This window comes from Streptomyces sp. NA02950, from assembly GCF_013364155.1.
Classification (GTDB): domain Bacteria; phylum Actinomycetota; class Actinomycetes; order Streptomycetales; family Streptomycetaceae; genus Streptomyces.
Genome location: NZ_CP054916.1, coordinates 103,590 through 128,776, shown reverse-complemented (window position 1 = coordinate 128,776; position 25,187 = coordinate 103,590). Strand labels below are relative to the sequence as shown.

Below are 25,187 nucleotides of genomic sequence, written 5' to 3'. Positions count from 1 at the left end.
GCGGCACGCCGACGACTGGCCGCACCGACCGTCGCCATGCTGCCCCGCATCGGCGACAGCCTGTCCTTCCTCTACCTGGACATCGTGCGCGTCCACCAAGACGACACCGGCGTATGCGCCACCATCACCACCGAGCAACGCGGCACCGAACTCATCTACCTCCCCACAGCAGCCCTGTCCTGCCTCCTGCTCGGCCCCGGGCACCTCCATCACCGCCCGCGCACTGACCACCCTGGCCCGCCACGGCACCACCGTCCTCTGCACCGGCTCCGGCGGGGTGCGCTGCTACACCGCCACCACCCCCAGCTCCCTCACCACACGCTGGCTCGAGCACCAAGCCCGCGCCTGGGCCGACAACACCCAACGCCTCACCGTCGCCGTCCGCATGTACGAACAACGCTTCGGGTCCGACAGCACACCTCACAACCCCACACTCGCCCAACTGCGCGGCCTCGAAGGCCAGCGCATGAAGGCGTTGTACCGACTCCTCGCCCAGCAACACCGCATCGGCCGCTTCCGCAGAAGCTACGACCCCGACCAGTGGGAATATTGTGGAGCACCGTCTCCGCCTCTACTGAAGAGGGCGTTGCCGTGCTCATCTACCCCACCAGCAACGAGCAGGGCTTCGAGCTACGCACCGCAGGCCAACAACGAAGGCGACCAATCAACTTCGACGGACTAACCCTCGTGGCCTTTGGAGCGCTCCAGGCGAACCATGGAGAAGGCCAAGAAATGGCAAACCGCTTATAACTGTGCAGGTCGCGAAGGGTGCTCTCCGCGCAGGCGGAGGTGAGCCGAGCGCTGAGCAGGAGACTGCCCCGCCGTGCTCTCCGCGCACTCGAGGGTTCCGATGTCCGGGATCCGGGACGACCTCACAGGTCCATCTGCCGTTCTCTCACCGAGGCGGGGGTGCTCTGCACGAACAGCCGGAGAGCGTGCCCCGCTGTCGCCATCCCCGCCGACGCGGGGGTGTTCCGGCGGCTGAGGGGGCCGCGGTCGCGCCCCCGCGGTGCTCCGCCGACAGCAATCGTGTTCGGCGCTGCGGCGGGCCCGCGCTCAGCGAGACAGCTCCGCGGCTGTCTTCGGCGTGATCGGGGTTGGTGAAGGCTAGGGCGAAGGCGCGTTGTGCCTGGGAAGTGGCGCGTTCGCCAGCGATGCCGTGCTGCTCGGCCTCGGCGCGGGCTGCGGCGTATGCCGTGGCGGCGCGGTCCATTTCGCCGTGGGGCCACCACACACGGTGCCGGGCAGAAGCAGCGCCTGGGCGACGTCGCCCATGGCCGACTGCATGTGCTGCGGCATCGACCTGCCGAACCGCGCAACGGCACCGCGGCACAGATACTCCTCCAGCGGTTCACCGGGGTGACTGCGTCCCAGTAGCGCCGCAGCACCACGTCAAAGGCCGAAAGGGGCCGGCCGAGCGGACTGAGCGCGGCCCGGATGGTGAGCACGATCTGTTCGAAGTCGGTGTTCGCCGATCGGGAGAGATCGATCCGTACCGGCAGGATCTGTTCAGCGGGCCAGAGGGGTTCGCCCCATTGGGCGGGCCTGTGGTCGGCTGGCGAGCGCGGCCTCCAGCTTCCGTGACAGCGTCGTCTTACCGATGCCCCCGGCCCTGTGGAACACCAGGATGTTGGTCCGCGGGGGCTTCCAGATCTTCCACGTCGAAGGCCGGATCGGCGGTACGTCGCAGGTGCTCGGTGATGAGGGCCGCGACCAGGTCCCACTGCCCCTGACGGTTCGTGAACGCCTCCGCGGCCGCCACGTTGCGGTCGTTCGTGCTGAACAGCGCCGACGAGTTCATCACCACCCTGCGCGGCCTGTGGATTGCCTCCGCTTCAATAGTAGTTATCTGGGGTGTTTAGTTTCTTTTTTCATCACAATGTGGGGACATGTATCTGGATCCACGTCCTCGAACAGCACCGGGTGCGTCCTATCTCCCCCCACAATCAGAAAGCTGACTGGATCTGGAGATCCGGGAGCGGGACCTTTAGCGAAATTTAGTTTTATCTCCATTCCGTCGATTCCGCTGCGTGGTTGGTACTCCCAACTGCCGTTGCCGTTGAAGGTTCCCTGACCGTCGCCGTGGCCATAGTTGCTATAGCGCCAGTTCTTCACCTGGAAGTGTGCTTCTCCAGTATCGGAAGTGGAGTTTTCAATCCAGAGCTTGATCGCCATGTCGTCAGCCCCGGTGAACCAGCCGCGCAACGCGGTTTCCTCCATATCGGAGGCGGCTTGCGGGCAGCCATATGAGGGTGCCCCGTCGAGCGCGTTCATCAGTCGGAGATATCCTAGCGCCAGCAACAGGAGAAATGCGCATGTGAAGAATACCCCACGTGCCACAGTGCGATACATCCATCGCACTGTGCGACTGACTATCCTAGCTGTTTCCTTAATAAGCATCGGGAGAGATCCGCTCGACCCACGTGACATTCTGGCTGACGGTATGCCCTGGGCCTGAGCTCGGATTTAATTTTTCCAACCAGTCGTGATATCCGACATAGTGAAGGAGCGATGAAACGCTAGTTTCGTTGTCGAGACTGTACTTCACGATGATCGTTCCGTCTGGTTCGACACCATTGACTTCATAATGAACCTGGTAAGAACCGGTGAATCCTTGCCCAAGCCCGTCTTCGTCGCCAGTGATGATAGCGGGGAGGTCCTCCGACAACAGCTTCTTCGCTGCGCCCTTGTAGCCGTCCTTGGCAATTGAGTATCCAGCAGTTCCTGTGCCGTGTCCTTGCCGCCACTTATCCATGGTTTGCTTCCGGACGTCTTCCATGCTGTCGCTGCGCTGGATCAATTCGGTAAATTTGTCTCCGTAAGTGAAATCCTGATGCTCTGGGCCACTGTTTCCGAGCCAGTCCAGACCCATATCATACGGGTCGGCATTATTGCGCTTCGGGTGAGCCTCTTTACCGTCCAGAGCCAAATTCGCGGCATTGAACTGAGGAATGCTGAGCGACAAGTTATGGTTGACATCTGTCAAACGCGGTTTCGTGTTAAACCATTCATCGATCCCGACGTCGTACATGAGCGCGATCGATAGGTTCTCGTCGACCAGGTAGGCCTTACGCAGGATGTCAATAATCTCATCCTGAGCGTCGTCAACGTCTCTGGTCGTCACATCGCTTGACCCACCGACCTTACCCGACACCTGACCATCACCGTCGACGTGAAGCCCCTTCTTCTTCGCCCTAGCGACAGCTTCGCGCAATTCTTTTCGAGCCGTCCTAAGTTCCCCGGCCCCGTCTTTCAGGACTTTCGCGACGGCGCTAGCCACCTTCACCGCACCAGCCACCTGACGCTGAATATCGTCAATTTGAGTCCAGGCGTAGGGGGCTGCAGCCCCCTCCCAGTAGCCTTTATCTTTAAGAGGCTTTAGTACTTCGTCTCGTATGCGGTTCGGTAACTTCTCTATCTTGCCGTGAACCACTTCCCACTTCGTGGCGATCTTGTCCAATGTGGAAAGGTCGGCAGACATGAATTCACGATAGAAGGACGGCATCACTCTTTCCCGTCCTGCGGGTAATACAAAAAAATGGAGGAACGTGGTGTCGTATCCGACGAATCGGTAGGCGCAGCCTGTTTCAAATACGGGCCAAGACTGTCTTTTACGCCATGGTCCGTTTCGTTGTACGCGTTAGCCGCTGCTCGCAGGCTCGTGGCAATATTGGTGAGCCACGCAGTCACAAGCCCCGCGTGTTCCTCCCACTTCGCGTGTGACCTCTTCAGTGCATTGGCGGTCTGGAGGCCCCCGAGAGCCTCTACTCCCAGGTTTGTCACGCCTTCCAGCGAAGCTGCAGGTGTGTAGAAAGCATCGTGAACTTCGTCCGCCTTCCCTGCAGCCCCTTTCAACACCTTGTCCGCTATCTTCAGATTCGGCGCTTCCGGCCCTTGAACTCCAAGCCCGAGAGACCGCTTCGGTGGAGGAGCTGAAGGATCGTAGATATTCGGCTGGTTGGGATACTGGGTGCGTAGGGGGGCAGGAGCGGCGATTCCCTTCTCCCCAGGGAGGAGTGGCAGCCAACCTTCCGGAGGCGCCGGGAGCTTGTCGTCGCCCTTGCCTGCCGAATCGCCCACGTGAGTATTCCCCCCTCTTGTGCCCGCTAGAGGCAGCCATCGTCGTCAACCGACCCTCAAGGCTACCTGCGTCCACCTTGGGAGTCATGGTGGGGGCATCGTAGATTCGAAGGCTGGCGGTTGGTCATCGACATGTGCCCAACAGCCACATCCTGGAGGGGACTTAGTACTGCAACGGTGTTTTTTCTGATTGCTGGGCAGTTCAGGGGCTGTGTCCGCGCCGTTTGTAGTGACTGATACGGGCTTGGTGCTGGCGTCTGCGGCGCCAGGCCGACCAGTGCAGGATGTGGTCGACGGGTGTGGGCCTGCGGTCGGTGAGACGGGTGATCAGGCGTCTGATCTCGGGGAGGCTGAGGTGGATGAACTGGGAGGATCCGTTTCTGCTTTCCCGGCACCGAGATCCCGGGCCCGCAGGACGGTCAGGCAGGCGTGGGCGGCCATGGCCAGGGTTCTCACCGTGTCCGACCGATCCACGGTCGGGCCGAAGGCGAGGGGGCTCGGGTTGGCGGCGCTGGCAGTCGTACGGGATCTGCGCGAGCACTGGGCGCCCGCGTCGGCGGAGGAACTGGAGCAGTTCGAGACCGACGCTCTGTCCGGGTTCGTTCTCGCTCGGGCCTCGGCAGGGCTGGCGGACGGCACCATTCGCGGGGACGTCGGACACCTGGACCAGATCAGGGCCTGGTTCGGTCGACCGCTGTGGGAGATGGAGCCAGCCGATGCTGACGCGTACTTCGGGAAGGTGCTGCGGGGTTCGCCAAGTGGCACCCGGCTGGGCCGGTCACAGGCACTGACCACGTACTTCATGTTCCTGGAGCTGCGGCACAAGGTCGAGCTCCATCGGATGACGGGCCGGGTCGTCGAGTGCCCGATCGACGAGATGAACAAGCCGCGAGGGGCCAAGGACGCACAGCTGCGGATCCCGCCCAGCGAGCCGGAGGTCGGGACACTGTTCACCGGCTGGGGCGGCGAACTGGCGACCTGCCGCAAGTTCGCCCCTACCGCCAGGAACTACACCGCCTCGAAGCTGCTGTCCCAGGTCGGCCTGCGGGTGAGCGAGGCATGCGGGCTCGACCTGGACGACATCAAGTGGGACCTGGGCCGATTCGGCAAACTCCACGTCCGCCACGGCAAGGGCGCCCGCGGCTCGGGCCCGCGCGAGCGGATGGTGCCGCTGATCAACGGCGCCGACCGGACGCTTCGGTGGTTCATCGAGGACGTCTGGGGCCAGTTCGACGATGACACACCCGCCCTGGCGCCCCGCTCTTTCCCTCCGAGCGCAAGAACACCGACGGCTCCTCGCGCCGGGTCGGGGACGACGCACTGAGCCACGGCCTGAAGAAGGCGGCCAAGGCTCATCTGCCGGGGTGGGGCGAGAAGCTGACGCCGCACGTCCTTCGGCACTACTGCGCGTCTCAACTCTACGGAACTGGACTGGACTTGCTCGCGATTCAGGAGGTCTTGGGACACTCCTGGATCGCCACGACGATGCGGTATATCCACGTTCAGCAGACCCGGGTCGAGGACGCCTGGGTTGCCGGGATGGAACGAGCCGCGAAGCGGCTGGAAGGACTGGTCCGATGAGGTGGAACCTGCGGCTGACCGCCGCGAACAAGGGCATCTGGAAGGCGTCCGAGCTTCAGCGCAATCTCGCGGAGCACGGCCTGGTGATCTCGGCCGGGAAGATGTCCGGGCTGTGGTCGGGCCAGCCGGTCTCGCTCAAGCTGGAGGACCTGGATGTCATCTGCGTCGTCCTCGGCTGCGAGATCGGCGACCTGCTGATCCCCGAGCCGGGCAAAGTCAACCGTCCCAGTCAGGAAGAGACAGGTCGAGTCGCGGTTGGCTCCGGCACCGCTGCCCCCGGCGGTGGTGCCCAAGCGCCGCGATGGCCGGTCGCTGCCTCCGGCATGAGCCGGTATCCGAAGGGCTATCGCAAGCCCCCCGACTCCTGCGACAGCTGCCTGGCCTGGGGCGACTTCAGCGGACGCCTCTGCCAGACCTGCTACATGTTCGGCCGCAGTCACGAGGCGGCCGCCTGCGTCGGCTGCCGACGAGTCCAGCCGCTGAAGGGGGAGTACTGCCGTCTGTGCTGGTGCCAGGCCCGACTCAACGCCAAGATGGCCACCGGCATGCCGACCGTCAATGGCGAGGTGATGGCCCCATGGCTCAAGGGCGTCCGCCATCACCAGCTCTTCTTCGTGGGACTGCACTACCGCAGAGGATCGGCTCTCACGGCTCTGCACCGCATCAGGGTGCGAGAAGCATCCCGCAGACCGCCACCGGTGTCGCGCTCACGGCCGAGCAGTGATTGGAAGCAACTGCCGTTGTTCGAGCAGGTTCCGCGTGACTACTGCCGCCTCGACCCGGCCGCCGCTGACCTGACCAACCCCTGGCTGGCCTGGGCAAAGTACCTCGCCCAGCGACTTGCCGAGACGCGGGGCTGGGGGTGGGGCATCCGCTTCGCCGTCAACCGCGGCCTGGCCATCGTGCTCACCGGATACACCGAGGGCGACGTCATTCGCCACAGCGAGATCTTCACCCCGCTCCGTGCCCTGGACCTGCGGGTCGGCCACACCATCACGGACCTGGAGGAGATGGGGATCTTCCTGGATGACGAGGAACCCTTCTTCGAGTGCTGGCTCGCCGAGCGCTTGGAGGGGCTCGCCCCGGGCATCGCTGCGGAAGCCGAGGGCTGGACCCGGGTTCTGCGCGACGGAAGTTCCCGCAGCCGCCCCCGGCAGCAAGCGACGGTCCGCCTCTACCTCAACCAGGTCCTCCCAGCACTCCTGGAATGGTCGAACCGCTACGACCACCTGCGGGAAGTGGCCCGCGAGGACGTCCTGGCTCATCTCAAGACCCTGCACGGCCGTCATCGCCACGACCGGCTCGTCGGACTGCGATCTCTGTTCAGTTGGGCCAAGCGGTCGGGCGTGATCTTCCGAAACCCGACCAGCCGCATCACGGTCGGCCAGAACAACTACGCCGTGCTCCAGCCTCTGCTGCCGGCCCAGGTCGATCGTTCTGTCGCCGTCGCCACCACGCCGGCCGTCCGGCTCGTCCTCGCTCTCGCGGCCGTCCACGCAGCCCGGGTCGCCCAGATCGCCACCATCATGCTCGACGACGCCGACGTCGGGAACCGCCGCCTGACCATCGCCGGGCGAGCCCGGCCACTCGACGATCTCACCCTGAAACTCCTGTTGGAGTGGCTGGAACACCGGCGCGAGCGTTGGCCGAACACGGCCAACCTCCACCTGCTTATCAACAACCAGACCGCCACGGGCACCGGTCGCGCCAGCAACCGCTGGGTCCGCGGGCCCCTGCGCGGCCAGGAGGCGACTCTGGAGAGACTCCGCGTCGACCGACAGCTCGAAGAGGCCATGGTCCAAGGCCCTGATCCCCTTCACCTCGCCGAGGTGTTCGGGCTTCACGAGAAGACGGCCATGCGCTACGCGGACTCCGCACGGGCACTGCTGGAGCAGGCTGCCGAGGCCGACCCCTGAGTCGACCGCGAACCCACGGGTCCATCCCCCAGAATCAAGGCAACACACCCCCGGGTTCGCGTTGAAGAACCTTCAGTTTCCGTGAACTCACGGGCCTCCACGGCCTCGGGAACCAACGGAACAGCCAGTATCGGTGAGATTGTCCTTGGACGCTGTGGGGTGATTCTCTAGCACAGGTCGCCCGCTTCCAGTGGGCGTTCACTGGAAGATCCGCGCTTGCTCGTCGAGGGTTGGTTACGTCCGCTGTATGCCAGTCGAGTTTCTGACCGATGAGCAGGCCGTTATCTGGACCTCTTGCGCTCGTTAGGCGTGATGAGCTGGTCTTGGCCCTCGGGGAGTATCGGAACGGAAATTAGCGGTAGCCACTGACGTGGTTCGATGTCACCGTGCGGGCTCGGTCTTCGTACGCGGGCCGGGGACTTCACCGGCCTGGAGGGCGGCGAAGTCGGCGTGCGCTGCCTTGATGGCCTCGGGGTACGCCTCGCGCCTGGCGTGCTCGGCGAGTGCCCGGTAGACGCTGGCGACCGAGGGGTTCTGGCCCTTGCGCCTGCCGGTGGGGATGATTAGGTCGGGCTGGATCTGCTCGACGGACTCGCCGTTCGCACGGCGGCGCAGCACGGTGTGCAGCATGTCGTCGGTGATGACCGGCGGCCGGCCGCCGTGCTTGCCCTTGCGGGCCGCGGTGTCGAGCCCCTCCAGCGTCGCCTCCCGGATGTTCTCCCGCTCGGTCTCCGCCATCGCCGCGAAGAACGCGAACAGCAGCTTCCCCGGCCCTGTGGGGTCGTAGATGCCGGGCAGGGGACCGGCGAGCATCTCCAGGACCAGGCCGTGGGCGGTGAGGTGGTCGGCGAGCGCGGTCAGTTCGGCAGCGTCACGGCCCAGCCGCTTCATCTCATACACGGTGACGATCACCCGGCAGTGCGGGGCGTGCGCCTTGATCTTCCGCGCCGTACGCAGTGCCTGATCGAACTGGGGGCGCGCCCGGACCCGGGTGCTGATCTTCTCGCTGAACACCTTGTCACGGGGGATGCCGTGGGCGGTGAGCGCGTCGAGCTGGGAGTCGAGTTCCTGACTCAGGTGCGAGCAACGGGCGTAGCCGATACGGATGTCCGCGCCCGGGGTGTCCGCCGCGGCCGGGGCCGGAGGCGGGGTGCCGGGCCGCCAGGGCTGCCCCGGCCCGCGGTCGGCAGGCGTCTGCACCCGCAGCAGCTTCGCGAGCCGGGGCACCTTCGTGAACCGGCCCGTGTGGTAGGCGCTGGCGACTGCGCCGCCGCGCGAGCGACACGGCGAGCCGGGTTGAACATCACAGCGGGGGCAGGGGTGGCGCTCGACGTCGTCCGCGTCGCGCGTCGCGGGGTCCTGAGCGCCCGTCACGGCCCCGGATTCTCGCACAACACAAGTCTCAGAAGGGGATCCGGCCCATGTTTGAGTGAGAACGGGTTCTGAGAACCGATCGGAGATCAGCAAGGGTTCGGCGGGCCGTTTTAGATCTTGCTCGGGCAAAGGGTCGTTTATGAGAATCCTTGAGGTGGGGGGTGGCCGCGGGCCGGACAGAGGTCGGGGTGACGCCGCCCACCCGGCCGCCCCATGCGGGGTTCCCCGTGGGCGGCGGGTGGGTGCGCGGTAGCCGACTGGACGTCAGGAGGTGACGTCCACTAGGACTTTGCCGACCGCGCGGCTCTCGACCGCTCGGTGCGCGTCGGCGGTGCGGTCGAGGGGAAAGCGGATCAGCGGCAGGCCGTGCTCCTCGCCGACCGGCAGCGCGCCGTCGCGCACTGCGGCGGCGACGTCCTGGACGGCCGCGGCGCGTGCCTCCGGACCGGCCGTGTAGAGCACCAGGAACTGGAAGCGTGTGTTCAGCACCATGTTCTGCAGCACGTCCAGTTCGACTGGCTTGCCACCGTCGTTGGCGTAGGTCGAGATCGTGCCGCGGGTTCGCAGCACGGCCAGGTCCAGTGCGAGGTTCGCGCCCAGCGCCACCTCGGCGACGATGTCGACGCCGTCCGGGGCGATCTTGCGGATCTCGGCGGCCGGGTCGCCCTCGCGATAGTTGATCACATGGTGGGCCCCGGCGGCGGTGGCCAGCCGGGCTTTCTCCGGGCTGCTGACCGTGCTGATCACGGTGGCGCCGGCCCATCGGGCGAGCTGGATCACCGCGTGCCCGACCGCTCCGGCCCCGCCCGCGGCGAGCACCACCCTCCCGCCGAGTGCCCCGGGCCGCAGTCGGCGCGGACCGTCCTCGGCGACGGTGAGCGCGCGGTGCGCGGTCAGCGCGGGGACGCCGAGTGAGGCGCCGACGTCGAAGCCAGCCTCGTCGGGCAGCTGCAGGGCCTGTTCGGCGGGCACGACGGTGAACTCGGCGGCGGTGCCGGTGGGCCGCCCGGCGGCGGCCATGAACAGCCAGACCCGCTGACCGACCCGGCTCTGGTCGACACCCTCACCGACAGCGTCGACCGTGCCGGCGCCGTCGAGGTGCGGGGTGACCTCCGAGAAGTGCTTGGGGTGGCCGACGCCGGAGCGTGCCTGCCCGTCGGTCGGGTTGACCCCGGACACGGCGACCCGGACGCGAACCTCGCCGGGGCCGGGCGCTGGCAGGTCACGGTCGATGAACTGCAGAACGTCGGGGGCGCCGTTGTCGCGGTAGATGATGGCCTTCATGATCCGTCCTTGGAGCCTGGTAGAGCGGGGTTTCCTGGCGTGGCCTGGCGGTGCGTCAGGGTGTCCGACGTGTGGTGCGGTCGCGAGCCGGGTCGCGTTGGTTGCGGTCAGCCGATTGGGACGTCGTTGGAGCGGGACTCGATGGCATCGAGGGTGGCGAGGGTCGCGGCGTCGAGGGTGATCTCGCTGGCGGCGATGTTGGCCTCCAAGTGGGCGGCGTTGGCGGTGCCGGGGATGAGCAGCACGTTCGGGGCGTGGTGCAGCAGCCAGGCGAGGCCGACCTGGGAGGGCGTGGCGCCCAGGGACTCGGCCACGGCGTGCACCGCTGGCTCGTCGGTCGCTTTGGGCAGGCCGGGGAAGACCCCGCCGAGCGGGAAGAACGGCACCCAGGCGATGCCCTCGGCCGCGCACAACCGCAGCATGTCCTCGTCGTCGCGGGAGACGAGACTGTACGCGTTCTGCACGCAGACGATGCCGGCCGGCAGGGCGCGGCGCAGGCCGTCGAGGGTGACGCTGCTCAGGCCGATCGCACCGATCTTGCCCTCGTCGCGCAGGGCAGTCATCACCGCGAGCTGGTCGTCGAGGTCGATGACCTGATCGCCCTCAGGACGCAGCCCGGGGCCGGTGTCCAGGCGGCGGAGGTTGACGACCGCGAGCCGGTCGACGCCGAGGCTGCGCAGGTTGTCCTCGACGCTGGCGCGCAGCTGCTCGGGCCGCTGCGCCAGACGCAACGGCACGCGCCCGCCCGGGTTGGGGTCAGCCCCCACCTTAGTGACCACCAGGACGTCGTCCTCGGGGCGCAGTGCCTCGCGGATCACGGCGTTGGCGAAACCGAAGCCATAGAACTCGGCGGTGTCCACGTGGTCGACGCCCAACTCGACCGCTCGGCGCAGCAGCGCGACGGCTTCGCCGCGGCGGTCGTGCAGCCGCTCAAGCTGCAAGGCACCGTAGCCGACGCGCAAAACGATGCGGCCGGCGAACGAAGCGGTCGCGGTGGTCATGACGCTGTCTCCTCAGTCGGTGATTGCAAGGCGGTGTACAGCAGTTCGGCCTGGTAGAGCGCCATGACCCGGTGGGCGATCGGAGTGGCGCGCTCCCGGGCTTGGGTCGGCTCATGGTGCTCGACCTTGACGAGCCAGGCTGTGACGCAGTCGTGCAGCATCGCGCGCATCCGGTCAGTCATGTCGACGACGATGTCGCGGATGGCCGGGTTGGTGGTCGACTCTCCCCAGGTCTGCACGCCGACCCGAGCCTCGGCCGGGTCGATCGAGGCGATCAAGCGGGAGAGCAGTTCGTAGGGGCCGGGTGGGGCGTCGGCCGCGGCGTACTCGCCGAGGACAGCGGCGCGCTTGGCGAGCACCTCGCGGGCGGCGACCCGGACCAGGTCGGCCTTGTTGCGGTAGTGCGCATAGATCGAGCCAGCCGAGAGGCCGGACTCGGCGGTGATGTCGGCGATCGAGGTCCGCTCCAGGCCGTTGCGGCTGAAGCAGCGGACGGCGGCCTCGGCGATCTGAGTACGCCGAAGTTCCTTGCGCGCGTCGGTGAGCCGAGGCACAACACCCCCCACAAAAAGAACTCATATTCTGCTTATGGAGACACTAGCAGAACAATGATTCTGTTTGTGATGCGTGAGTGTCATACGAGTAGGCCCGGTCGTGACGACCGGGCCTACTCGCGATGGGTTCGTCAGATGGACCGCAGCCGGTCGGTGCGCGTCGGCTCGGACGTCGAACTTTCCGGGTCCCGTTCCGCGGCGGCGCCCCGCTCCGCCCCCTGCGTTGACTCAGCCCAGGACAGCCCGCACCTGCGTATCCTGCCCACCGGCTGAACCTAACTCGCACCAAGCGGTCCGGCCCGGAGGCGTAGGTGTCACTCCGGGCCGGACCGCTGTTCGCCGGTACGGGCCCGCGGCTACCCGTCCTCGCCGTCGTCCGTCTCGTCGTCGCTGTGCGGGTCGTGTAGCTGCCGCAGGCCCGGCGCCGACGGCTGGGTGAAGGCGTAGCGGCCCAGGAAGTTGATGTGGTCGTACTGGAGCGGGGAGAGGCGGGCGAGCAGCTCGTCGGTGACCGGGAAGCCGCCGGCGGCCAGTTGCTTGACGGCGGCGTCGATGTAGAGGCTGTTGAACAGCACCACGGCGTTCAGGGCCAGGCCGAGCGCGCCGAGCTGGTCCTCCATGCCTGGCGGTAGTGCTGGCGCAGTTCGCCGCGCTGCCCGAAGAAGATCTTCCGGGCGAGCCGGTGACGGGCTTCGGTGACGTTGAGCTGGGCACCGATCATCCGCCGGTATCCCTCATCGGAGACGAACTGAAGCAGGTGCAGCGTTTTGAAGATCCGCCCGTAGTGGGCGAACGCGTCGCCCAGCCCAGTCGGCTTGCCGTCCCGGGAGAGCATGCGGATCAGGTCGTGGCCGCGGACCTCGCCCAGGGTGAGGGACTCGGCCACGCGGAGCATGTCGCCCCAGTGGGCGCGTATCCGGTCCAGGCGCATAGACCACGGCGAAGGCGGTCACCAACTGCCCGGCCGCTGCGACACCGACCCCCAGATCATCGGCGACGGACGGCAGAACTCCGGCGATGATGAACTCGTCCGTGGCCGTGGCCAGCAAGGTCAAGAACAGGACATACAGCCAGCCCGGCGGGCCGGGCCTCTTTCCAGCAACAGTATCCATAGGCCCGCACGGTAGGTAGTGACACCAGTGTCACCTTCAAGCCGCTGAGCCCGCCTCCGCCTGGCGCAGCAGCTCACCGAAGTCCCCGTCCGGCCGTCCGGCGCGCAACAGCGCGATCCGCTCGACCAGCTCGGCCCGGTAGCGGGCCAGCTCCGCGGCCTTTGCTTCCACTGCGGCCAGGCGTTGCTCGTACATCGCCAGTACCTCGGCCGGACTGTCCTGGCAGGCCAGGAAGTCCGCCGTCTTCATGTCCAGACACGGCGCCACCTGGCGGATGTCGTCCATCCGCAATCCTGCCTTGAGCAGCTCCCGCACGTTCAGCACGCGGTGCACCGCACGCTCGTCATAGGCCCGCCACCCCCGGCCGGTGCGCTGAGCCTCCAGCAGCCCGTGCTGCTCGTAGTAGCGAATCGAGCGTCGGCTCGCCCCCGTGCGCTGGGCCAGTTCCCCGATCTGCATCAGCCCCCCTTTTTCCGCTGCTGCAGCCACCCTACGGACCCGGGCGCCTGGCAGCCTGTGCTGTCGTCAAGGGATCGGCGGGCTCGAGCGGTCAGCGCATCACCGCTGTTTCAGGAGGTCAGTGTGGACCTTGCCGCCAGTGCGGTCGCGGGGGGCCTGCGCGGGCGGTGGTTGAGCTCGTCGGCGGCGTACCTGGTCGGTCTGGCTGGACGTGCGGAGGTCCGCGCTCTTGGGGAGGTACTGCCGGAGCAGCCGATCGGTGTTCTCGTTGGTGCCGCGCTGCCACGGGCTGCGCGGCTTGCCCAGGTGGATCGGCATCCCGGTCTCGGCGGTGATGGCCTGGTGCTCGGCCGTCTCCCGGTCCCGGCCCGGCCCCGGCCCCGGTCCTGGTCCCGGTCCTGGTCCTGGTCCCGGTCTGGGTGGGCGTTGGCCGGGGCGGGGGCGGGGTGCCGAGGGGACTTGGGGTGGGGTGCGGGGTGACCTGCCCGGCCTTGGTGCCGTCCGGGAGCGCGACGTTGGTCGTGTGGCGGCTGGTGCGCTCGAGGGGCCGTAGCGCCCCCCGGGGGTGCACCTCACGAGGTCACCCCTGCCAGTGGCCGGGCACCTTGCGGTCCTGGACCTCGGCGGGGCGGGCGGTGATGGACAGCATGCCGCGGATGATGCCCTGCCCAGGCAGGCCGGCGGGCGGTCTTCGGACGACGCAGGGGCCTGGCTGACCGGAGCCGCTGGGTGAGGCTGCAATCGATCGCCTGACGCGGGCGAGGGCCGGCAAGGGAGAGGTGGATCGCTTCGTGCGGGATCTGCATGGACGCGTCGCGGGGGGCTGGCGGCGCAGCCCTCCTGCGATCTGTTCGGCAGACCAGTACAGAGCGGGCTTGGCCTCCACCAGGACGCGCAGAGCGGGCCCTTGGGCGAGCCTGGCCTCCTGGGGGCCTGCTGGGGGCGGCGCCCACGCGCATGGGCGGCCGCATCGGCCGACGCGGTCCGGTAGCGGTCTGTGCGGCCGTTCGCGGGCGGTCCCGGGGGAGAGGGCCGAAGGCGGTCTGTCCAGCCGCTGGGCCAGCTGCCGGGCCGATTCTCCGGCCGCGGTGCCGCGGGATGTCTCCTCGCGCTCGCTGCCGCTCGGATGTCACTTCGGCCGCGTCCGCGGGGTGAGGCGGACGCCGCCGCTCCGGTGCAGGAACCGACGGGCGTGTTGTATCGGCGCCCCGAGCGCCCGCCCGATCAGGCTGAACGGCTGCCCCGCGCGCCGGCGTCTGCAGATCTCATCCTGTTGAGCCGGCGAAAACCCGGAGTCACGCACCTGTGCCTCCACGAACACATGATCATCCGCGGGTGGTGCGTCGATCACTCGAGGGTGCCATCGTTTGCCGGCACCTCATCGCTATGCCACTCAGAGAATGGTGACTCGCCCAGGGTGAGGTCGAGAACGGCCAGATCAAGCTGCCGAAGTCGGTTCGGGTCGGCGATCAGTTCGTACCCGGTGATCCTCCCGCGGGCGGTCGTGACGGTAAGGGCGAGCCGCAGTCGTCCGTACGGCGCGACCACGATCCCCACGGCATTGTTGATGAGCACCATCTGCGCAACGTGCGCGTTCTGCCCGAAGACCGCGATCTCCTCCGCCACGGCCCGCGCACCGCGCACCTCGACCGGCCTGCCCGCTGGAAGAGCCGCGCGGTCCGCACGCCGTACGACGTCGGGCGCCAGCACCGCGAGGACTGCGTCGATGTCGCCCGCTCGTGCCGCTGCCAGGAACGCCTCGACCACGAGCCGCTGCCGGGCCGGCTCCGCGCCGGGGACGGCGGGGGCGCCCCGTACCTTGCGGCGGGCCCGGCTCGCGAGCTGCTTGGCAGCGGCGAGGGAGCGGTCCACGACGGGGGCGATCTCCTCGAACGGCACGGCGAACATGTCGTGCAGCACGAACGCGACACGCTCGGCGGGGCCCAGCCTGTCCAGCACGATCAGAAGGGCGCGGCCCACCGAGTCGGCCAGCACCGCCTGCTGTTCCGGGCAGCCACCCGCAGGCGCCCCTGGGTCCTCATCGGGCACCGGGTGGCCTGCCGGGTCCTCCCGCCGCGATACGCGGGCCCGCAGCATGTCGAGGCAAATGCGGGAGACCGTGGTCGTGAGCCAGCCGCCCAGGTTGTGCACGGCGTCGGCTTCCGTCCGGGCCAGCCGCAGCCAGGCTTCCTGGACGGCGTCCTCCGCCTCGCTGTGCGAGCCGAGCATGCGCTGGGCGACCGCCCGCAGTCGGCCGCGGTGCGCCTCGAAGCCCTCTGCGAGGCCGTCGTGCGCGCTCACCGGTCACCTCTCCCCGTCGCCGACCGTCACCACCGTAGAGGGTCCCGACAGCAGGTGGCTGGCGGGGCCGGAGTCGATATGCAGGGAGTGCCCGTCGGTGATCAGGTGGTGTTTGGAGCCGGCTCGTCCCCGGTCGACCGGCGACGGGCCCGTCTGGAGCCCCCTTTTAACGCCCTGACCTGGCTGGAGTCCACCACCGCTCTCGACCAGTCCAGACGGGCGGCGGCGTTCAGCTCGGCCAGCAGCACCTCGTGCAGCTGCTGCCACACCCCGGCCTGGTTCCAGTCCCGCAGCCGTCGCCAGCACGTCATGCCCGACCCGAAACCGAGCTCCTGGGGAAGGTGTTCCCACTGGATGCCGGTGTGGAGCACGAACAGGATCCCGCACAGCACCTGCCGGTCCGGGACGGGTTTGCGGCCCGGGTGCCGGAACCGCCGTTCCTTCTTCGGCAGCAGCGGCTCGATCCGCTCCCACAAGTCGTCCGACACGATCCAAGGCGAAGTCCCCACGGCCGGACAACGCCCAACTGGCCGTCCAGGCACGGGCACCAGGACCGATCCACCTCATTGTGTTACCGGTAGTTCGTTAAATCCGGCGGTGGTGCGGGTTGACGGCAGGCCGGGTTGGTCGTAGGCCGGTGGTAGGAGTCAACTACCTGGCTGGGGGCTGAAGATGACCGCTCGCCGTCCGTGTCCGCCTGCGCCGGGGCCGTTGGAGGACTATGCGGCGCGGTTCGACGACCTCTTCTTCAGTCTGGCTCAGCGGCGGGGGTTTCGCGAGTACCTGACGGGACTGCTGGCACCACGGGAGCGGAACAAGACGATCACATGCCTGGCAGGGGCGGAGCCGGTGGCGGGTGCGGGGACGGCGGGGGTGCAGCGGCTGCAGTTCTTCCTGTCCGAGTCCCCTTGGGAGGCCGAGCAGGTCAACGACCGGCGGCTTGAGCTGCTGCGTGAGCAGTCGGCGACGGCTCCGCACGACGGCGGGGTCATCGTGATCGACGATTCCGGGGACCGTAAGGACGGCACGGCCACCGCGCACGTGGGCCGACAGTGGCTGGGCCGGTACGGCAAGACGGACAACGGCATCGTCACGGTGACCACGGTGTGGACCGACGGCCGTGTGTACTACCCGCTGCACGCGGCTCCCTACACCCCCGCCCACCACTTCACCCGCAGCCGCTCCGACCCGGACTTCCGCACGAAACCACAGCTGGCCGCTGCCCTCGCGGCCCGAGGGAAGGAGGCCGGCTTCGGCTGCCGGGCGGTGGTCGCCGACTGCGCCTACTCGGTCAGCGACGACTGGTACCTCGCACTGCGCGAGGCCGGCCTGGCCTACGTGGTCGCGCTCAAGCCGCACCGCGGCACCTGGGCTCCGGCCGACCAGCCGCACACCCCCATCGAAGCCGCACACTCACTGGCCTGGCGCGATGCCAGGCATCCAGGCGACTGGATGCCCGTGGAACGTCACTTCCGTGACGGGCACACCGAGACCTGGTGGGCGGCTGATGCCCGCCTGGGCGGCTACGGCCCCGACTCTCCCTGCCGGCTGGTCGTGGCCACCACCGATCCGGGCAGCCTGCCGGAGAAGGCCACCTGGTACCTGGCCACCAGCCTGCCCCACCCCGACACACCCCACGCTGCCACCGGCCCGCACCCGCCGGCGGGCCTCGCCGAGATCGTCCACCTCTACGGACTGCGGCCCTGGATCGAGCAGAGCTACAAACAGATCAAGGACGAACTCGGCTGGGCCGACTTCCAAGTCCGCTCCGACCGCGCCATCCGCCGCCACCAGACCCTGGTCAACTGCGCCTTCTCCTTCTGCTGGGACCAGTGGTTCGCCCCACCGGGACCCCTGGATGCCACCGCGCCGGACCCATGCCCCGACGACGGGCCAGAGAGGGGGATCAACCGAACCCCACCAGCCCCAACAGCCCTGCTGGCCCAGGGCCTTACGGGCCATCCGGTCCTGGCTCACCCCCGCCATCACCCTCACCCGGTGGTGGCGAGCCTGGACGGACACAGACCCACCCTCAGAGCTCCAGGCCCTGATCGACGCGGTCACCACCGGACACGGCATTGACCTCTACCGCCGGATTTAACGAACTACCGTTACCGGTAGTTCGTTAAATCCGGCGGTGGTGCGGGTTGACGGCAGGCCGGGTTGGTCGTAGGCCGGTGGTAGGAGTCAACTACCTGGCTGGGGGCTGAAGATGACCGCTCGCCGTCCGTGTCCGCCTGCGCCGGGGCCGTTGGAGGACTATGCGGCGCGGTTCGACGACCTCTTCTTCAGTCTGGCTCAGCGGCGGGGGTTTCGCGAGTACCTGACGGGACTGCTGGCACCACGGGAGCGGAACAAGACGATCACATGCCTGGCAGGGGCGGAGCCGGTGGCGGGTGCGGGGACGGCGGGGGTGCAGCGGCTGCAGTTCTTCCTGTCCGAGTCCCCTTGGGAGGCCGAGCAGGTCAACGACCGGCGGCTTGAGCTGCTGCGTGAGCAGTCGGCGACGGCTCCGCACGACGGCGGGGTCATCGTGATCGACGATTCCGGGGACCGTAAGGACGGCACGGCCACCGCGCACGTGGGCCGACAGTGGCTGGGCCGGTACGGCAAGACGGACAACGGCATCGTCACGGTGACCACGGTGTGGACCGACGGCCGTGTGTACTACCCGCTGCACGCGGCTCCCTACACCCCCGCCCACCACTTCACCCGCAGCCGCTCCGACCCGGACTTCCGCACGAAACCACAGCTGGCCGCTGCCCTCGCGGCCCGAGGGAAGGAGGCCGGCTTCGGCTGCCGGGCGGTGGTCGCCGACTGCGCCTACTCGGTCAGCGACGACTGGTACCTCGCACTGCGCGAGGCCGGCCTGGCCTACGTGGTCGCGCTCAAGCCGCACCGCGGCACCTGGGCTCCGGCCGACCAGCCGCACACCCCCATCGAAGCCGCACACTCACTGGCCTGGCGCGATGCCAGGCATCCAGGCGACTGGATGCCCGTGGAACGTCACTTCCGTGACGGGCACACCGAGACCTGGTGGGCGGCTGATGCCCGCCTGGGCGGCTACGGCCCCGACTCTCCCTGCCGGCTGGTCGTGGCCACCACCGATCCGGGCAGCCTGCCGGAGAAGGCCACCTGGTACCTGGCCACCAGCCTGCCCCACCCCGACACACCCCACGCTGCCACCGGCCCGCACCCGCCGGCGGGCCTCGCCGAGATCGTCCACCTCTACGGACTGCGGCCCTGGATCGAGCAGAGCTACAAACAGATCAAGGACGAACTCGGCTGGGCCGACTTCCAAGTCCGCTCCGACCGCGCCATCCGCCGCCACCAGACCCTGGTCAACTGCGCCTTCTCCTTCTGCTGGGACCAGTGGTTCGCCCCACCGGGACCCCTGGATGCCACCGCGCCGGACCCATGCCCCGACGACGGGCCAGAGAGGGGGATCAACCGAACCCCACCAGCCCCAACAGCCCTGCTGGCCCAGGGCCTTACGGGCCATCCGGTCCTGGCTCACCCCCGCCATCACCCTCACCCGGTGGTGGCGAGCCTGGACGGACACAGACCCACCCTCAGAGCTCCAGGCCCTGATCGACGCGGTCACCACCGGACACGGCATTGACCTCTACCGCCGGATTTAACGAACTACCGTTACTGAGGTTGAACTCGTGATGTCGCTGGGGTGCTCAGGCGGGTCGGATGGTCAGGCCGGTCTCGGCGAGGCAGCCGTCTATGAGGTCGCTGCGGTACTGGATGTGCCGTAAGCCGCGTCGGATGCGGTGGACGAGGTGTTCGGGAGTGCTGAAGGCGACGTTGGAAAGCCAACCGCGCCGCAGCAGTGACCAGATCCCTTCGACGGGGTTGAGGTCGGGTGCGTAGGGCGGCAGGTAGTAAATGGTCAGCCAGTCCCGGACTGCCGCCCATTCCCGCAGGTCGGCGGCTTTGTGGACGTTCAGGTTGTCCCAGACGAGAACGATCGGGCCGCCGAGCTGCTGGTGGGCGGCGATCAGCAGGTCCCGGTAGTCGCGCCAGGAGAAGCTTTTGCGTCCGTCGCGCGGGCCGTCGTCCCGGCGCGGCCGGTAGATCAGCCGGGACCGGTGGCCGGGTTTGTAGCAGGTCAGCGCAGCGATCGATATCCGTCTGCGCGAACGGCCGCGGACCCGCACCACCGGGGTCCGGCCGCGCTGGGACCAGGTTTTCGCCTGCGGCGGCGTCATGGAGAATCCGGCTTCGTCCTCAAAGACCAGCCAGGCTCCACTCACCGCCGCGAGCCTTCCGCGCAGGGCCACACCTCCTTGACCCACCCGGCCACCGCATCGTCGTCCCGCTCCATCGCCCGTCGGGCCGGGACCTGGCAGGACCATCCGTTACGGACCAGCAGCTTGCGCACGCCCTGGACCGTGTAGGTCAGGTGGAAGCGGCGGCCGATCACCGTCTTCACGCGGCTCAGGGTCCACCGCTGGTCTTCCCAGCCGTGAGCGGCCGCCCCTTTGGCCAGCTCTGCCTCCAACTGGGCGAACTGCTTATCGCTCAGTCGCGGCAGCGACGCCGGCCCCTGCGACCGCAGAGCCCGCGGACCGCCCTCGTCCCACACCTGCCGCCACCGCTGTACCGAGCGGACGCTGACGCGCAAGTCCTTGGCGATCACCGAGCTCGCCTCACCCTGGGCGAACCTCTCAGCCGCCTTCAGCCGTAACTCCTCGCGGAACTGCTGCCGTTCGGCGGTCAGCCCGCCCCCTTGTGGATACCGCATGTCCTGGTGATACCGCACAGACGACGAGCCGTCAGCCCCTACGACACCACGAGTTCAACCTCAGTACCAGTAGTTCGTTAAATCCGGCGGTGGTGCGGGTTGACGGCAGGCCGGGTTGGTCGTAGGCCGGTGGTAGGAGTCAACTACCTGGCTGGGGGCTGAAGATGACCGCTCGCCGTCCGTGTCCGCCTGCGCCGGGGCCGTTGGAGGACTATGCGGCGCGGTTCGACGACCTCTTCTTCAGTCTGGCTCAGCGGCGGGGGTTTCGCGAGTACCTGACGGGACTGCTGGCACCACGGGAGCGGAACAAGACGATCACATGCCTGGCAGGGGCGGAGCCGGTGGCGGGTGCGGGGACGGCGGGGGTGCAGCGGCTGCAGTTCTTCCTGTCCGAGTCCCCTTGGGAGGCCGAGCAGGTCAACGACCGGCGGCTTGAGCTGCTGCGTGAGCAGTCGGCGACGGCTCCGCACGACGGCGGGGTCATCGTGATCGACGATTCCGGGGACCGTAAGGACGGCACGGCCACCGCGCACGTGGGCCGACAGTGGCTGGGCCGGTACGGCAAGACGGACAACGGCATCGTCACGGTGACCACGGTGTGGACCGACGGCCGTGTGTACTACCCGCTGCACGCGGCTCCCTACACCCCCGCCCACCACTTCACCCGCAGCCGCTCCGACCCGGACTTCCGCACGAAACCACAGCTGGCCGCTGCCCTCGCGGCCCGAGGGAAGGAGGCCGGCTTCGGCTGCCGGGCGGTGGTCGCCGACTGCGCCTACTCGGTCAGCGACGACTGGTACCTCGCACTGCGCGAGGCCGGCCTGGCCTACGTGGTCGCGCTCAAGCCGCACCGCGGCACCTGGGCTCCGGCCGACCAGCCGCACACCCCCATCGAAGCCGCACACTCACTGGCCTGGCGCGATGCCAGGCATCCAGGCGACTGGATGCCCGTGGAACGTCACTTCCGTGACGGGCACACCGAGACCTGGTGGGCGGCTGATGCCCGCCTGGGCGGCTACGGCCCCGACTCTCCCTGCCGGCTGGTCGTGGCCACCACCGATCCGGGCAGCCTGCCGGAGAAGGCCACCTGGTACCTGGCCACCAGCCTGCCCCACCCCGACACACCCCACGCTGCCACCGGCCCGCACCCGCCGGCGGGCCTCGCCGAGATCGTCCACCTCTACGGACTGCGGCCCTGGATCGAGCAGAGCTACAAACAGATCAAGGACGAACTCGGCTGGGCCGACTTCCAAGTCCGCTCCGACCGCGCCATCCGCCGCCACCAGACCCTGGTCAACTGCGCCTTCTCCTTCTGCTGGGACCAGTGGTTCGCCCCACCGGGACCCCTGGATGCCACCGCGCCGGACCCATGCCCCGACGACGGGCCAGAGAGGGGGATCAACCGAACCCCACCAGCCCCAACAGCCCTGCTGGCCCAGGGCCTTACGGGCCATCCGGTCCTGGCTCACCCCCGCCATCACCCTCACCCGGTGGTGGCGAGCCTGGACGGACACAGACCCACCCTCAGAGCTCCAGGCCCTGATCGACGCGGTCACCACCGGACACGGCATTGACCTCTACCGCCGGATTTAACGAACTACCGGTAATGAGCTTTTGCTCACGTGATCAAGTACTTTCGGACCCCGGCAGGTGCTGATGCGACCAGACGGGCGTTTTCCGCGGGGCGTGGTCGTTCGCCAAAGGACCGCAGCGATGCGTCGTCGATGGATGTTGGCTGTCAGAGAAGAAGACGGCCGGTGCCGCCTATCAGGCGGCACCGGCCGTGGCATGGCCATGCGCCAACATGAACATGCGGGAGTCCCTGGTGTGTGCTGTGGTTGGAGCCAGTAGCAGTCAGGGGCGTGACGTCAGAACCGCGTCATCCCGGGGATGGTCGCGCTGAAAGGGCGCTTGGCGCAAGGAACGTTGGGGCAACACCGCATCAATTTCTGTACCCGTCGGTCCCATCTTCGTCACGCCAGCCGACCTCAGTTCGCTGGTGTGCTGATCACCGGACTACTGAACGATTCTTGATCATCTGTTGGCGGCCGCAGTGGGCATCTCCACGAGCCATGCGAGCGGGACAGCCGGGCATCAATGCCCGACGCCGGTCTCGAACCGGGGCCTCTTGGTGCCAACATATCCTCACCGCCCGCTAGGAGCGCCAACTCCTGGCGATGCGGTCGTTGTTGGAGCCAGTAACAACCCCCGTCAGCTGCGCTGACGAAAGCCCACGTCAGGAGCAAACATGCCCACCCGTCTGTTCTCCCACGCCTGCATCAGCAGCTGCCTGATACCGCCCGGACGCGAAGCAGGAACCGACGTGACCGTCATCGTCGTCATCCTCATCCTGGCCGGCCTCCTTGTCGGCCTAGGGCTCCCGCCGGAGCAGATGCTTCAGACGCTGGCTGGCTCGACCCTGATTTCAGTCACCACAGTCAAGCTGTGGCGCGCGACTCCGCTACGCTCGGCAGCATCAGGGCTGCATAACCTGGCCTACCGGGCGTAAGGCGGTGCAACGATGGGCCGCCGAGAAGCACCAGTGAGGACAACCAACCAAGCGCTCGCCGCCCTAGCCATGTGGCTGCGCACCGTTCGCGCCAACTCCGGCCTGACCTACCGCTCGCTTGCGGAGCTGGCCGACTGCCACGCCACCACGCTTCAGCGCGCTGCATCCGGCGTGCGCGTTCCCTCCCGGGATGTGGTCATCGCCTATGCCACGGCGTGCGGAGCTCGGGCAGACCACGCCGAGCAGCTATGGAAAGAGGCCCGCTACGAGGCGCGCCGCTCAGCCCGTGGTCGACACGCTAGCCTGACCGCGCCACGCCCCGAACTTGTCCGCGACTTCGCCGATCTCGGTGCAGTCCTGGTCGAGCTGTACGACAAAGCGGGTGCCCCACCGCTGCGCGAGATGGAGGCGCGCGCTGGAGGGTACGGACTGCTGCCGCGTAGCACTGCCCACCGCATCGTCAACAAGCAGACGATCCCGCAGAGTCGCGCACAGTTCGAGGCTTTTTTGCGCGCCTGCGACGTACACGGCGTGGATCAAAAGCCCTGGCTCGAAGCGTGGAAGAGGGCCTGGCAGGGACATGCCGGAGTCGGAGACGACATCATGAGCCCCCAGGAAGTCTCAACTCTCCCTGTCCCGGCCGAGCGTCGGCTTCCCAGCCCCCGTTTTCTGAGAGGTCTCGCCGCAGCAGGTTACGAGCTGCTGTCATGGCACACCAGCGATCCCGCAGCCTGGAGAGTGCGCTGTACCGTCTGCCTTCGACCAGTCACATTGGAAGTAAACAAAATGGCAGGTCTCAGGGAGTGCCGATGCCGCGTTGAGGTCTACCCGCACGAGGTCCTACAAGAAGACAGCATCATTGGCAACAGCGCTGATGGCACTGACCGCCGAGTTACCCAGGCGATGCAGGAACTCGAACTCGCTCGATCTCGATTGCGCGCGCCGCTGTCTGATCCAACGGACGAAATCCGTGCCGTCACAGAGCTCCGCGCGGCTCTGCAGAAGCTGTACGTAGCTATGGCCGAACACGGCCGCATCGACACCGCGTTGCGACATGAGGCGCAGCGACTGCTCAATCGCTCCACCGACTTGCTTGCCTGGGTCGAAGCAGAGGTTGAAGCTCAACACGGAATAATTGCCGCTCCCCTCTAGTCTCCTGGTCAGCGAGTCTTATAGATGGCCCTAGCATCTTTGTGGAGCTGCCCTGGTGCTCTTCCTTCTCCCGCAGTTCATGGCTTAACCGGCTGTATCCGGCTGGGGAAACGGCCGCGGGGGAGGGGAGGGCCTCCGTGTCAGAAGAGAAGATGTGGTTCGTCGGTCCACCAGAGGTAGCTGTCGAAGGTTTCGCACCTCACATCTTCCTCCGGAAGCCGCGCAGGGGTGTCAGGAGCGTGGGTTGTCGGGGTGTGACGGTGTTCGGGCACTACTGCTGAGTGCGGAGTGACCATGGAGCAGGCGCGGCAGGTGTCGGCCAGGCGCCAGAAGCTGCCGCTGTGGTCGCGGGCGAGGAGTAGTGCCAGGGGGCCGTCGCAACCGCGGTGCCGTGGGTGCCAGCGGCAGGCGTGTTCGCCGCACTGACAGGTCCGCAGGTGAGGTGCCAGGGTCTCACTGCGTGCGTGTTGTGCCAAGTGGGCAACTACGGTCGCGTGAACTGCCGCAGGTCCGGCATTGACGGGGGTGGGGTCGCAATGTGGGCACAGCAGGACCAGGCTCCGCGCATGCGGGCGGATCTCTACTGTCCAGGTGCGCCGTACCGGGGGAGTGGTCGCGCCGGACCCCATGGGTCGTCATCCTCCGTCCTGTGCTTGAGGGCAGCCAGCCATGCCCGTGGCTCCCGTTTCGGGTGTGAGCGGGCTGGCGGCGGCACAGTAGTGCAGACCTCTGCCCTGCTCGGACTGGGCGACTCCAGTCGAAATAGGGCAGAGGTCTGCACTGACAGGGCAGGGGTCTGCACCGTGCGATAGGCGGGTGACGATCTTCCCGCCCGACCCCAACCTCGACGAGCTCCGCCTCGAGCTCTCCCGGCTGCGGGCCGCGCATGGGTGGTCCTATGACGAACTCGCCGCCCGAAGCGGCCTGTCACGCCGCACCCTCATCGAGATCGAGCAGGGTCGCACCATCGGCACACTCCAGACCTGGCACGCCCTCGCCCACGCCCTGGACACCCCCATCGACCAACTCCTGGGCACCCTCTGCGAAGGCCACGAACCACCGGCAACGCCGACCTCCTAACCCGCCTGCTCCCACGCAAGGCCCGCCCGAG

Annotated in this window: 22 protein-coding genes and 6 pseudogenes; 12 read left to right on the top strand and 16 right to left on the bottom strand. The window is 67.7% G+C overall.

Annotated features, from left to right (window positions below; translation table 11 throughout):
- Positions 1 to 36: 36 nt before the first annotated feature.
- Positions 37 to 547 (top strand): annotated as a pseudogene (locus HUT19_RS42535) (CRISPR-associated endonuclease Cas1); the annotation flags it as partial.
- Positions 541 to 750: a type I-E CRISPR-associated endoribonuclease Cas2 gene (locus HUT19_RS00635; protein ID WP_176178573.1), complete on the top strand. Its 210-nt coding sequence runs from the start codon at positions 541 to 543 to the stop codon at positions 748 to 750. The pseudogene HUT19_RS42535 and the gene HUT19_RS00635, both read left to right, overlap by 7 nt.
- An 844-nt stretch (positions 751 to 1,594) precedes the next feature.
- Here the strand turns inward: HUT19_RS00635 and HUT19_RS44140 are convergent.
- The 5 genes and pseudogenes from HUT19_RS44140 to HUT19_RS00610 all read right to left on the bottom strand — a co-directional run.
- Positions 1,595 to 1,801, bottom strand: a complete 207-nt coding sequence (locus HUT19_RS44140) for a hypothetical protein (protein WP_368661670.1) — start codon at positions 1,799 to 1,801, stop codon at positions 1,595 to 1,597.
- 44 nt (positions 1,802 to 1,845) lie between these two features.
- The gene (locus HUT19_RS00625; RefSeq protein WP_176178572.1) at positions 1,846 to 2,274 is read right to left on the bottom strand and encodes a hypothetical protein; all 429 of its coding nucleotides are present in this window, start codon (positions 2,272 to 2,274) and stop codon (positions 1,846 to 1,848) included.
- Positions 2,275 to 2,389: 115 nt separating this feature from the next.
- The gene (locus HUT19_RS00620; protein WP_176178571.1) at positions 2,390 to 3,481 is read right to left on the bottom strand and encodes a hypothetical protein; all 1,092 of its coding nucleotides are present in this window, start codon (positions 3,479 to 3,481) and stop codon (positions 2,390 to 2,392) included.
- 23 nt (positions 3,482 to 3,504) lie between these two features.
- On the bottom strand, positions 3,505 to 4,080 hold the full coding sequence (locus tag HUT19_RS00615; RefSeq protein WP_176178570.1) for a hypothetical protein: 576 nt from the start codon (positions 4,078 to 4,080) through the stop codon (positions 3,505 to 3,507).
- A gap of 327 nt (positions 4,081 to 4,407) precedes the next feature.
- Positions 4,408 to 4,530 (bottom strand): annotated as a pseudogene (locus HUT19_RS00610) (IS701 family transposase); the annotation flags it as partial.
- A 7-nt stretch (positions 4,531 to 4,537) separates the two neighbouring features.
- Here HUT19_RS00610 and HUT19_RS00605 point away from each other — a divergent pair.
- From HUT19_RS00605 to HUT19_RS00595, 4 genes and pseudogenes are all read left to right on the top strand, one after another.
- Positions 4,538 to 5,404, top strand: a complete 867-nt coding sequence (locus HUT19_RS00605; protein WP_254885340.1) for a site-specific integrase — start codon at positions 4,538 to 4,540, stop codon at positions 5,402 to 5,404.
- Positions 5,401 to 5,661: a tyrosine-type recombinase/integrase gene (locus HUT19_RS42530; RefSeq protein WP_368661739.1), complete on the top strand. Its 261-nt coding sequence runs from the start codon at positions 5,401 to 5,403 to the stop codon at positions 5,659 to 5,661. Before HUT19_RS00605 ends, HUT19_RS42530 begins: the two co-directional genes overlap by 4 nt.
- Positions 5,658 to 5,988, top strand: a pseudogene (locus HUT19_RS00600) (helix-turn-helix domain-containing protein). The gene HUT19_RS42530 and the pseudogene HUT19_RS00600 overlap by 4 nt, the downstream one beginning before the upstream one ends.
- Positions 5,985 to 7,577 (top strand): hypothetical protein, encoded by a 1,593-nt coding sequence (locus HUT19_RS00595; protein WP_176178569.1) that lies wholly within the window; start codon positions 5,985 to 5,987, stop codon positions 7,575 to 7,577. Before HUT19_RS00600 ends, HUT19_RS00595 begins: the two are co-directional and overlap by 4 nt.
- A 381-nt stretch (positions 7,578 to 7,958) precedes the next feature.
- Here HUT19_RS00595 and HUT19_RS00590 read toward each other — a convergent pair whose 3' ends face one another.
- From HUT19_RS00590 to HUT19_RS00545, 9 genes and pseudogenes are all read right to left on the bottom strand, one after another.
- Positions 7,959 to 8,951 (bottom strand): recombinase family protein, encoded by a 993-nt coding sequence (locus tag HUT19_RS00590; protein ID WP_176178568.1) that lies wholly within the window; start codon positions 8,949 to 8,951, stop codon positions 7,959 to 7,961.
- Between the two features lie 264 nt (positions 8,952 to 9,215).
- On the bottom strand, positions 9,216 to 10,235 hold the full coding sequence (locus HUT19_RS00585) for an NADPH:quinone reductase (RefSeq protein ID WP_176178567.1): 1,020 nt from the start codon (positions 10,233 to 10,235) through the stop codon (positions 9,216 to 9,218).
- 107 nt (positions 10,236 to 10,342) lie between these two features.
- Positions 10,343 to 11,236: an aldo/keto reductase gene (locus tag HUT19_RS00580; RefSeq protein WP_176178566.1), complete on the bottom strand. Its 894-nt coding sequence runs from the start codon at positions 11,234 to 11,236 to the stop codon at positions 10,343 to 10,345.
- Positions 11,233 to 11,790, bottom strand: a complete 558-nt coding sequence (locus HUT19_RS00575; RefSeq protein WP_176178565.1) for a TetR/AcrR family transcriptional regulator — start codon at positions 11,788 to 11,790, stop codon at positions 11,233 to 11,235. Before HUT19_RS00575 ends, HUT19_RS00580 begins: the two co-directional genes overlap by 4 nt.
- A gap of 356 nt (positions 11,791 to 12,146) precedes the next feature.
- Positions 12,147 to 12,685, bottom strand: a pseudogene (locus tag HUT19_RS42525) (Tn3 family transposase).
- 253 nt (positions 12,686 to 12,938) lie between these two features.
- Entirely contained in the window at positions 12,939 to 13,361 is a 423-nt protein-coding gene (locus HUT19_RS00560; RefSeq protein WP_176178562.1) for a MerR family transcriptional regulator, read from the bottom strand.
- A gap of 110 nt (positions 13,362 to 13,471) precedes the next feature.
- Positions 13,472 to 13,658 (bottom strand): annotated as a pseudogene (locus tag HUT19_RS42520) (IS30 family transposase); the annotation flags it as partial.
- 1,050 nt (positions 13,659 to 14,708) lie between these two features.
- A complete protein-coding gene (locus tag HUT19_RS00550) occupies positions 14,709 to 15,662 on the bottom strand; it encodes a sigma-70 family RNA polymerase sigma factor (RefSeq protein WP_176178561.1) in 954 nt (317 codons plus the stop codon).
- Between the two features lie 87 nt (positions 15,663 to 15,749).
- Positions 15,750 to 16,171, bottom strand: a pseudogene (locus HUT19_RS00545) (IS5 family transposase); the annotation flags it as partial.
- A 202-nt stretch (positions 16,172 to 16,373) separates the two neighbouring features.
- Between HUT19_RS00545 and HUT19_RS00540 the strand changes: the two are divergent.
- Positions 16,374 to 17,744 carry an IS701 family transposase gene (locus tag HUT19_RS00540; protein ID WP_254885339.1) on the top strand — a complete coding sequence of 457 codons (1,371 nt, stop codon included), beginning with the start codon at positions 16,374 to 16,376 and terminating at the stop codon, positions 17,742 to 17,744.
- Positions 17,745 to 17,913: 169 nt separating this feature from the next.
- Positions 17,914 to 19,284, top strand: coding sequence for an IS701 family transposase (locus HUT19_RS00535; RefSeq protein WP_254885339.1), 1,371 nt, complete (start codon positions 17,914 to 17,916; stop codon positions 19,282 to 19,284).
- 64 nt (positions 19,285 to 19,348) lie between these two features.
- On the opposite strand, the gene HUT19_RS00530 is transcribed toward HUT19_RS00535, so the two are convergent.
- Together HUT19_RS00530 and HUT19_RS00525 are read right to left on the bottom strand one after the other, a co-directional pair.
- On the bottom strand, positions 19,349 to 19,879 hold the full coding sequence (locus HUT19_RS00530) for a transposase (protein WP_254886098.1): 531 nt from the start codon (positions 19,877 to 19,879) through the stop codon (positions 19,349 to 19,351).
- Between the two features lie 41 nt (positions 19,880 to 19,920).
- Positions 19,921 to 20,415: a winged helix-turn-helix domain-containing protein gene (locus HUT19_RS00525; RefSeq protein ID WP_176178559.1), complete on the bottom strand. Its 495-nt coding sequence runs from the start codon at positions 20,413 to 20,415 to the stop codon at positions 19,921 to 19,923.
- A 203-nt stretch (positions 20,416 to 20,618) separates the two neighbouring features.
- On the opposite strand from HUT19_RS00525, the gene HUT19_RS00520 reads away from it, so the two are divergent.
- The 4 genes from HUT19_RS00520 (at position 20,619) to HUT19_RS00505 (ending at position 25,156) form a co-directional block, all read left to right on the top strand.
- Positions 20,619 to 21,989: an IS701 family transposase gene (locus tag HUT19_RS00520; RefSeq protein ID WP_254885339.1), complete on the top strand. Its 1,371-nt coding sequence runs from the start codon at positions 20,619 to 20,621 to the stop codon at positions 21,987 to 21,989.
- Between the two features lie 674 nt (positions 21,990 to 22,663).
- Positions 22,664 to 22,924 (top strand): hypothetical protein, encoded by a 261-nt coding sequence (locus tag HUT19_RS00515; RefSeq protein WP_176178557.1) that lies wholly within the window; start codon positions 22,664 to 22,666, stop codon positions 22,922 to 22,924.
- Between the two features lie 33 nt (positions 22,925 to 22,957).
- Complete coding sequence (locus HUT19_RS00510; protein WP_176178556.1) at positions 22,958 to 24,076, top strand: helix-turn-helix transcriptional regulator; 1,119 nt, start codon at positions 22,958 to 22,960, stop codon at positions 24,074 to 24,076.
- 816 nt (positions 24,077 to 24,892) lie between these two features.
- Positions 24,893 to 25,156, top strand: a complete 264-nt coding sequence (locus HUT19_RS00505; protein ID WP_176178555.1) for a helix-turn-helix transcriptional regulator — start codon at positions 24,893 to 24,895, stop codon at positions 25,154 to 25,156.
- The last annotated feature ends 31 nt before the right edge of the window (positions 25,157 to 25,187 follow it).

Coding starts and splice junctions, on each gene's coding strand:
- HUT19_RS00625 (WP_176178572.1), bottom strand. CDS start 2,274: ATGAACGCGCTCGACGGGGCACCCTCATATGGCTGCCCGCAAGCCGCC.
- HUT19_RS00620 (WP_176178571.1), bottom strand. CDS start 3,481: ATGTCTGCCGACCTTTCCACATTGGACAAGATCGCCACGAAGTGGGAA.
- HUT19_RS00530 (WP_254886098.1), bottom strand. CDS start 19,879: ATGACGCCGCCGCAGGCGAAAACCTGGTCCCAGCGCGGCCGGACCCCG.
- HUT19_RS00560 (WP_176178562.1), bottom strand. CDS start 13,361: ATGCAGATCGGGGAACTGGCCCAGCGCACGGGGGCGAGCCGACGCTCG.
- HUT19_RS00595 (WP_176178569.1), top strand. CDS start 5,985: ATGAGCCGGTATCCGAAGGGCTATCGCAAGCCCCCCGACTCCTGCGAC.
- HUT19_RS00525 (WP_176178559.1), bottom strand. CDS start 20,415: ATGCGGTATCCACAAGGGGGCGGGCTGACCGCCGAACGGCAGCAGTTC.
- HUT19_RS00585 (WP_176178567.1), bottom strand. CDS start 10,235: ATGAAGGCCATCATCTACCGCGACAACGGCGCCCCCGACGTTCTGCAG.
- HUT19_RS00580 (WP_176178566.1), bottom strand. CDS start 11,236: ATGACCACCGCGACCGCTTCGTTCGCCGGCCGCATCGTTTTGCGCGTC.
- HUT19_RS00515 (WP_176178557.1), top strand. CDS start 22,664: ATGCCCACCCGTCTGTTCTCCCACGCCTGCATCAGCAGCTGCCTGATA.
- HUT19_RS44140 (WP_368661670.1), bottom strand. CDS start 1,801: ATGAACTCGTCGGCGCTGTTCAGCACGAACGACCGCAACGTGGCGGCC.